3 protein-coding genes are annotated in these 3,736 nt (G+C 69.6%); all 3 read left to right on the top strand.

Annotated features, from left to right (window positions below; all coding sequences use genetic code 11):
• Window positions 1-1,124 (top strand): pilin (locus FLX08_RS42795; protein ID WP_244313237.1); only part of this gene is annotated, 1,124 nt, incomplete at its 5' end.
• A gap of 65 nt (window positions 1,125-1,189) precedes the next feature.
• Window positions 1,190-2,704, top strand: a complete 1,515-nt coding sequence (locus tag FLX08_RS39615) for a TrbL/VirB6 family protein (RefSeq protein ID WP_142625390.1) — start codon at window positions 1,190-1,192, stop codon at window positions 2,702-2,704.
• Entirely contained in the window at window positions 2,701-3,639 is a 939-nt protein-coding gene (locus FLX08_RS39620; RefSeq protein WP_142625391.1) for a PrgI family protein, read from the top strand. The genes FLX08_RS39615 and FLX08_RS39620 overlap by 4 nt, the downstream gene beginning before the upstream one ends.
• Window positions 3,640-3,736: the final 97 nt, after the last annotated feature.

Raw genomic sequence — 3,736 nt, forward strand, 5'->3', positions numbered from 1 at the left:
GGGATGTGCTGATCCACCCCTCCTGCTCAAACGCCGCCCGCGACGCGGTCTGGCGGTTGCTCGTGACCCGGGCCCGGCAGAACGGGCCGCAGTGGATGGTGAGTGCCGTCGGCGTTGCCATACCGGCACTGCGCGGCATCAGCGGCAGGATCTGCCGCGGCTACGTTGCCGGAGACCTGGAAGACATCGACACCGAGGTCCTGACCGCGTTCATCGAGGCGATCCGTACGGCCGACCTCGACACCCCAAGCGTCTTTCCGCGGATGTGCGCCGCGGCCAAGCGGGCCGGCGAGCGTGCCCGGGAGAACGCGGAGGCGGGAGCGGCCCGGCGCTTTCCGCTTCAGGAATCGTCACCCCCTCCCGTCCCCTGGGGACACCCGGACCTCGTCCTCCTGGACGCCGTCGCCAAGGGCGTCATCAGTGAGGTCGACGCCGAACTGATCGGCATGACCCGCCTGGAGAAGCGCACCCTGGCCGACGCCGCCCGGCAGCTCGGTCTGACCATCGAGGCCGCCAAGAAGCGCCGCCAGCGCTGCGAACCGATCCTCGTCGAAGCCGTCCTGAGCGGCGAAGTCGAGGCGGCCACGTCCCCAACGATCTCCTCCACCCCTCCTAGAGAGGTGGAGGAGGACGTCCCCATGACTTCCGCGCGGAGCCGGAGCTCGGATACGCAACCCGACACCACCACGAGGAAAGGAGGCTGGGGCAGCCTCACCGGCTCCGCGCGGATCCCTCACCTGCCGACATTGCGGAAACCGCGGCGGCATGTCGTTCGTGTCCTGCTCGTCGTCGGCATAGCGGCGGCAATCGTTTCCGTCCTCGTTGCCGCGGCCCTGGCCGACGGCGGCAACGCGACTGCCATGATGCACGCCGCTGCTCCGCCGACCCGGCCGGACCAGCTCGACCAGGTCTTCACCAACCTGCGGAACTGGATCGTCGGGCTGCTCGCCACGCTGGCGACGCTGATGTTCACCATCGGTGGCCTGCGCTACCTGGTCGCCGGCGGCGATCCCAGCGAGGTCCAGAAAGCCAAGGTCGCTTTCAAGGCCGCGGCCCTCGGTTACGCCCTGGCCGTGCTGGCACCGCTGTTCGTCAACGTGCTCAAGCACGTCGTCGGCGGGTGACGGCGATGACAATCGAGATTCTTATCCACACCCTGTGGACTAATCCCTCGCCCACTCCAACACCGGTGGTCGAACTGCCACCGCTCCCGAGCGGCAACACCGGGATCAGCTTCGGCATCGGCGACTGGATCACCAACCAGATAAACACCTGGTTCACCGAGCTCGTCGGGTCCGCGATCAAGCCGCTGCTGGACGCCCTGGCCGCCACGCTACTGGCCACGCCGAGCATCGACGGTCAGACACGGATCGAGGACCTGTGGCACGTCACCCTGGTCATCGCGAACGGATCCTTCATCCTGTTCGCCACCGTCGGCGGGATCCTGGCCATGAGCTACGAGACCGTCCAGACCAGGTATGCGATCAAGGAGATCCTGCCCCGGCTCGTCGTGGCCTTCCTGGCCGCCAACGCCAGCTTCCTGCTGACCAGCAAGGCCATCGATCTCGGCAACGCGATCGCCCAGGCGCTGCTCGGCCAGGGCTTCGACGCGCGCCGAGCGGCCAACGCGATCCGCCTCCTCGTCCTGCTGCCCGACGCATCGCCGATCTTCTACATCCTGCTCGCCCTGGTGGCCGTGGTGCTGCTCGTGGTGTTGCTCATCACCTTCGTGCTCCGAGTGGCCCTGACCACCTTGCTGGTGGTCGCGGCTCCGCTGGCCCTCGCCTGCCATGCCCTGCCTCAGACGGACGGCCTGGCGCGACTGTGGTGGCGGGTCTTCACCGGGCTGCTGCTCATCCAGATCTGCCAGTCGCTCACGCTCGTCACGGCCGTACGGGTCTTCTTTAACCAGGACGGCCGTGAGGTCATGGGGCTGACCGGCCGGGGCCCGCTCTACAACCTGCTCCTCGCCCTCGTCCTGTTGATCGTCCTGGTACGCATCCCCACCTGGGTCTCACGGGTGATGTTCCTGCCCGGCGGCCGCGGTCTCGGTGTGGTGCGCATCGTCAAGTACGCCCTGGCGTACAAGGTCACCAGTCCGCTTCTCAGCGCCCTGCACCTCAAGAAGGGTTCCAGGGTCGGTGCGGCCAAGCGCGCGGTGAACACGGCAATGGTCAGGCATGCCCTGCCCGCCCTGGCGGCAGGCCCTGCCGGTACGGTTGCCGCGTCCGCTGCCACTGCGGCAACTGCCGCTGCCGCAGCGCGCGGAGGTGCCGGACCGGCAAAGCACGCTCCCGTCGCCGCTCGCCGTCCGGTCAACCCGGCCAGCTGGCAGCCTGCGGTCGCCAAGCACGCCCCCAGTGCCCCGCCGGTCCAAGGGAAGTACCGCCCGACGCCTACGCCCTCGCGCCCGGTTCCGCCGTCCACTCCCGTCTTCGGCTACCCGCGCGAGAACTACTACGCCGCCGGGCCCGCCGGGCTCAGCCAGATGTACTGGCTGCGGAGCGCGGGAACCAGCTCGCCGCCTCCCCCACGCCAGACGGTCGTCCCTCCGGCGGCACCGAAACGACCGGTGCAGCCGATCGTGCCGCCGAACGCTCCCATCCCGGGCTCCGTGGACTGGCCCGAGAACCCCGGACGACGTAAGCCGCCACCTCCGCCTCGCCGCCGTACGCGCTGGCAGCGAGGGAGTGATGGACGATGAGCTGGAGCGAAGTCGTCCGCATCCCCGCCGATGTGGAACAGCCCGACCGGATCGTCTGGGGGTTCACCGCTCGGCAGGTGGCCATCCTCGCCGTCACCGGTGCGACGCTCTACCTCGTCTATACGACGCTCGGTGAGCGACTTCCCCTCGCCGTATTCGCGGCGATCACCTTGCTCGTGGCGGTGCTGGGAATCCTGCTGGGCGTCGCCACGCATGACGGTGTCAGCCTCGACCGGTTCCTCCTCGCCGCCCTCCGATACCGCTGGTCCGCGAAGCGCCTGGTCTCGACGCCCGACGTGGTCGCACCCGCGCCCGCTTGGATCGCGGCCAGTCGAGGCCCTGTCCCGGCACCGCTCAAATTGCCGGCGCGCGGAGTGGGGGAGGACGGCCTGATCGACCTCGGGCCGGACGGAATCGTCGCGATCGCCGAGGTCTCCACCGTCAGCTTCGCCCTGCGGACCCCGGACGAGCAGGACGGCCTGGTAGCCGCCTTCGGACGCTGGCTGAACTCGCTGTCCGAGCGAGTGCAGATCCTGGTCCGCGCCGAGCGCGTCGACCTCGCCACGACGATTGGCGCTCTCGAGGAGCGCATCCCCCTGCTCCCGCACCCGGCACTGGCTCATGCCGCCCGCGAGCACGCCATGTTTCTGACGGATCTGGCCACCCGTCACGAACTGCTGCGGCGGCAGGTCCTGCTGGTGATTCGTGAACCCGCCGTCGGCGCCAACGGCACGACCGCGGCCGCGGCTCGCGCCTACCGCCGCCTGGCCGAGGCGGCCCGGCTCCTGGGCGCGTGCGGGCTCACCGTACGCCCGCTGGACGGCGCGGCCGTCAGCGCGCTGCTGGCCTCCTGCTTCGATCCGATGGCCCCGCCCCTGCCTGCGGACTCGCTCGCCCACCCCGACGAAGTGATCAGCTGGGGAGGCCGCCGATGAAGCTCCGCCTCCGCCGTACGCCCGCTCCACCCTCTGGCATCGGCCCAAACTCGATCCAGGTCCGGCCCCGCTGCCTGCATCTGGCTGACGGCTTCTG

The sequence above is a fragment of the Microbispora hainanensis genome (assembly GCF_006874475.1).
Classification (GTDB): domain Bacteria; phylum Actinomycetota; class Actinomycetes; order Streptosporangiales; family Streptosporangiaceae; genus Microbispora; species Microbispora hainanensis.

Bases quoted from the DNA above. Each gene is read 5' to 3' on its own strand.
- FLX08_RS39620 (WP_142625391.1), top strand. From the start codon at position 2,701: ATGAGCTGGAGCGAAGTCGTCCGCATCCCCGCCGATGTGGAACAGCCC.